Here is a 4,047-nt window from a genome sequence, read left to right on the forward strand (position 1 = left end):
CGCGTACGGCAGCGGGCTTGGTCGAGGAGGATTCGACTATCTTCCTGGGCACGGGAACCACCATCGAGCAGATGGTTCCGCTGTTGCCCTCGTGTCACCTGCGCATCATCACCAACTCGCAGTCCATCTTCACCCTGCTGGAACCCAACGAGGCCTATGAGCTCTGCTTCATCGGCGGAACGTACCGCAGGCGCACCACCGCGTTTGTGGGTCCCGTGGCGGAGGACGCCATCTCGACTCTGGGCATAGACGTCGCCTTTATAGGCGCCAACGGCATCTGCTTTGACGCGGTCTCCACCTCCAATATGGACGAGGGGCGCTTCCAACAGCTCGCGTTCGACCAGGCAGATACCAGGTATCTTGTGGCGGATTCAAGCAAGATCGGCCAGCGGGACTTCTACACGTTCTACAGGCTTTCAAACATCGACGCGCTCATCTGCGAAGGTTCGATTGCGGACGAGAAGCGCCGGCAGGTCGAGGAATTCACCAAGATGATCTGCTAGCTTCTTTGTGGACGGCGTCGGTGTCTGGGCAAGGTAACCAAGCGCGCATATCGGGTGCGCGCACGTAAAGGAGGACAGCATGAGAGTTGTCATCGGTTCTGACGCGGCAGGCATGCCGCTCAAGGAGCTCATCAAGGAGACGCTGCTCGAGGACGGCCACGAGGTGGTCGACCTTTCCGTCGAGCCCGCCGCGGACTTTGTCGATTCCGCCACCGCCGTCGCCGCCGACCTGATGGAGAACGAGGGCTCGCAGGGCCTCTGCTTCGACGCGTACGGCGTGGGCAGCTACATGGCCGCGACCCGCGTCAAGGGCATGGTCGCCGCCAACATCTCCGACGAGCGCAGCGCCTACATGACCCGCGAGCACAACAACTCCCGCATCGTCTGCCTGGGCTCCGCCGTGGTGGGCTCCGAGGTCGCCAAGAAGATCGCCCGCGAGTTCCTCAAGGCCGATTACGCCGCCGGTCGTCACCAGGTGCGCGTCGACATGCTCAACAAGATGGCCTAGGGGGAACGAATCATGACCAAGAAGATCATCGCACTCGGCTGCGACCACATCGTCACCGACGAGAAGACGTACCTGCACGACCGCCTGGAGGAGGCCGGCTACGAGGTCCTCGACTGCGGCACCTACAGCCACACCCGCACCCACTACCCGATCTACGGCAAGGCCGTGGGCGAGGCCGTGGCCTCCGGCAGGGCCGACCTCGGCGTGGTCCTCTGCGGCACCGGCATCGGCATCACCAACTCCGTCAACAAGGTGCCCGGCGCGCGCTGCGCCCTGGTCCGCGACATGACGAGCGCCCTCTACGCCCGCCGCGAGCTCAACGCCAACGTGGTCGGCTTCGGCGGCAAGATCACCGGCGAGTTCCTCATGGCCGACATCATGCTCGCGTTCCTCGAGGCCGAGTACGAGCCGACCCCCGAGCGCGACGCCCTCGTGGCCAAGATCGATGCCGTGAACAAGGCCGACGCCGAGGCCCAGGCCGACCCGCACTTCTTCGACGAGTTCATCGAGAAGTGGGACCGCGGCGAGTACCACGACTAGCCTGCGCGCGATATAGCCGCGACCATATCGCGTCCGTGATGGGGGTGCGTCCATCTCGATCCGGACCCTTGGGGCCGAGCCCCGTCTTTCGCGAAGCGAGCGATTGCGCCCGCGTCCCGTCAGGGGGCGCGGGCTTTGCTTTGGTTTGCTTTGCCCCGCTGCTCGCCCGCATTCGGCGTCGAAGGCGAAGGCGGGCGGGGTCGTCGGCGCGGTACAATCGAGCTGCATACAATTGCACGTATTTCTTTGTTTTCGCACGCTGTATCGTGCGGAGAGGAGAGGGCCATGGCCGACTTCGTATTGGACAACGGCACCCTGCGCGTGGGCTTCACCACCGCCGGCGGCTCCTTCACCTCCCTGTTCTCGCAGGGGCGTGAGTATCTGTGGCAGGGCGATCCCGCGGTGTGGAGCGGGCAGGCTCCCGTGTGCTTCCCCATCTGCGGCGGTCTGCGCGATGACGCTGCCCAGACCCGCTCGGGCAAGCAGGTCAAGCTGGGCCGTCACGGTTTTGCCCGCAAGCAGGAGTGGGAGCTCGCCGAGCAGGGCGAGGGCCAGATCGCGTTCAAGCTCTCGAGCGCCGAGCACCCCGAGCTGCTCGAGCAGTTCCCGTTCCCGTTCGCGTTGGTCGCCCGCTATGCGCTCGACGGCGCAAAGCTGCAGGTGAGCTACGAGGTCACCAACGAGGGCGACGAGGACATGCCGTTCTTTATCGGCGGCCACCCCGGGTTCGCCTGCCCGCTCGATGAGGGCGAGGGCTACTCCGACTACGAGCTGCGTTTCGATGCCGACGAGGCCGCGACCCTGTGCACCGCCGTCCCGTCCACCGGCCTCATCGACGTGGAGAACAGGAGCGCCAACCCGATGATCGGCCGCACACTGCCGCTCACCCACGAGCTCTTTGACTTCGCTGAGACGATCTTCGACGTCCTCAACAGCCGTACGGTCGACCTTGTGAAGAAGGGGGAGGAGAAGGGCCTTCGTGTGTCTTTTCCGGACTTCCCCTACCTCATCATCTGGAGCAAGCCCGAGGGCGATTTCGTCGCCATCGAGCCGTGGGGCGGCCTGTCCACCTGCTCCGACGAGGACGATGTGTTCGAGGACAAGCGCGGCTGCCTGACCGCCAAGCCGGGCGAAACCGTCAAGCGCGCCTTCTCGATCGAGATCCTCTAGCGATCGGCTTCATCCGACGGGCGGCGAGGCGCGACTGGGCCTCGCGGCGTGCCGGAGGCACTGTGTAGAACCGGGGCCTGTGGGTTGGCCCCGAGAAAAGGAGTGAACATGATTCTGACCGTAACCATGAACCCCGCAATCGACACCGCGTATCAGCTCGACAAGCTGGTCATCGACGACGTCAACCGCGTCTCCCCCAAGAAGACCGCGGGCGGCAAGGGCCTGAACGTGAGCCGCGTCCTGTGCCAGCTCGGCGATGACGTCGTGGCGACCGGCCTGCTCGGTGGCCACATGGGCGCCTACATGGGCTCCCTCATGGATGCCGACGGCATCAAGCACGACTTCACGCCCATCGCCGGCGAGACCCGCATCTGCCTGAACATCCTGCATGAGGGCAATCAGACCGAGCTGCTCGAGAGCGGCCCCGAGATCTCGCCTGAGGAGCTCGCTGCCTTCTCCGCCAAGTTCGCCGAGCTCGTCGCCAAGGCCGACTGCGTGACCATCTCCGGCTCCCTGCCCAAGGGCGTCCCCGCGGACTTCTACGCCGGCATGGTCGCCCAGGCCGCCGAGCACGGCGTCCCGGTGCTGCTCGACACCTCCGGCGCCTCTCTCGACGCCGCCCTCGAGGCCGAGGTCAAGCCCACGCTCGTCAAGCCCAACCTCACCGAGATCAACGCGCTGCTCGGCACGTCGTACACGCCCGAGCAGGTGGCTGACCTGGCCGCCGCGCTCAAGGCCGACGCCCGCTTCGCCGGCATCCCGTGGGTCGTCGTGTCCATGGGCGCCGCGGGCTCCTTCGCCTTCCACGGCGACAAGATCTACCGCGCCGTCACCCCGCCGATCCCGGCCGTGAACGCCACCGGCTCCGGCGACTCCACCATTGCCGGCTTCGCGCACGCCATCGCCGCCGGCGCCGACGACGTGACCGTGCTCAAGACGGCCAACACCTGCGGCAAGCTGAACGCCATGGACCCGCAGACCGGCCACCTGGTCATCGAGCGCTGGGACGAAGTTTACAACGCCGTCGAGGTCACCGAGCTCTAGGCGGCTTCCCCAGGCACCGCACCTTCGCCCGAGTGCGATAGCTTGTGTACCTTCGTACACCGCGCCCTCGCCCTCGGGCGAATCTGCGGCGCCTGGGAAACCCGCGCGGCTTTGCGGGACCGATCTTGCCGTTCAATCGTCGGGCGCCGCACGCAAGGCGTGCGCCCTCTTCTTTCGCGGCAACCTCGGGCACTGTGGGAACCCGCTCCTGATTGGTGCCGGGTTGATTTGGTAGCACAACTCGACAAAACTTCATGAAATGGGCGTGCGGCAGAAATCTTG

General features: G+C 65.6%; 5 protein-coding genes. All 5 read left to right on the top strand.

The features are described 5' to 3' along the window. On the top strand, positions 1-503 hold a 503-nt coding region (locus ACT8II_RS00575; RefSeq protein ID WP_443812779.1), incomplete at its 5' end, for a DeoR/GlpR family DNA-binding transcription regulator. 79 nt (positions 504-582) lie between these two features. After that, complete coding sequence (gene lacA, locus ACT8II_RS00580) at positions 583-1,011, top strand: galactose-6-phosphate isomerase subunit LacA (protein ID WP_118652579.1); 429 nt, start codon at positions 583-585, stop codon at positions 1,009-1,011. Positions 1,012-1,023: 12 nt separating this feature from the next. Next, positions 1,024-1,551 (top strand): galactose-6-phosphate isomerase subunit LacB, encoded by a 528-nt coding sequence (gene lacB / locus ACT8II_RS00585; protein ID WP_118271987.1) that lies wholly within the window; start codon positions 1,024-1,026, stop codon positions 1,549-1,551. Between the two features lie 285 nt (positions 1,552-1,836). Then, positions 1,837-2,721 carry an aldose 1-epimerase family protein gene (locus ACT8II_RS00590; protein WP_118652581.1) on the top strand — a complete coding sequence of 295 codons (885 nt, stop codon included), beginning with the start codon at positions 1,837-1,839 and terminating at the stop codon, positions 2,719-2,721. A 108-nt stretch (positions 2,722-2,829) separates the two neighbouring features. Further along, positions 2,830-3,765, top strand: coding sequence for a hexose kinase (locus ACT8II_RS00595; protein WP_118652583.1), 936 nt, complete (start codon positions 2,830-2,832; stop codon positions 3,763-3,765). The last annotated feature ends 282 nt before the right edge of the window (positions 3,766-4,047 follow it).

The organism is Collinsella sp., assembly GCF_052346665.1.
Lineage (GTDB): Bacteria > Actinomycetota > Coriobacteriia > Coriobacteriales > Coriobacteriaceae > Collinsella.